The 626-nt window shown below is 64.5% G+C and carries 1 protein-coding gene; it reads left to right on the forward strand.

Annotation, left to right across the window (positions count from 1 at the left end):
• A partial coding sequence (locus tag ACWTU8_RS31895; protein WP_455851263.1) for an AAA family ATPase occupies window positions 1-626 on the forward strand: 626 nt, incomplete at both ends.

Raw genomic sequence — 626 nt, forward strand, 5'->3', positions numbered from 1 at the left:
AGTTCAATAAGGTCATTGGCGCGATCGGCAAGGCGCCGGATCTTGTCGAACTGGGCAAGGACAGACGCGGAGAAGACCGGTTCACCACCCGGCAGATGATCGAGACCGAACAGCGCCTGCACCACGCGGCAGAACGCATGGCTAGACAGGAGCGCCATGCGGTGAGTGAACAGGATCGGGATGCTGCGCTGGCGCGTGCAACACAACGCGGGCTTGTCCTTTCTGGCGAGCAGACCGACGCACTGGATCACATCACCGACGGACGCGGTCTTGGCGTCGTGGTTGGTTTTGCCGGTACGGGTAAGAGCGCGATGCTTGGTGTTGCGCGCCAGGCATGGGCTGCCGCGGGCTTTGAGGTTCGAGGCGCGGCACTCTCCGGCATCGCGGCCGAGAATCTCGAAAGCGGATCGGGGATTTCGTCGCGCACCATCGCCAGCCTGGAACATGGCTGGGGACAGGGCCGCGATCTGCTCACCGAGCGCGATGTCCTGGTGATCGACGAGGCCGGCATGGTCGGCACGCGCCAGTTGGAGCGCGTGCTCTCCCATGCGGCGGACGTTGGCGCGAAGGTCGTGCTGGTTGGCGATCCGCAGCAGTTACAGGCGATCGAGGCAGGTGCCGCATTC

This window comes from Mesorhizobium sp. BHbdii, assembly GCF_053848045.1.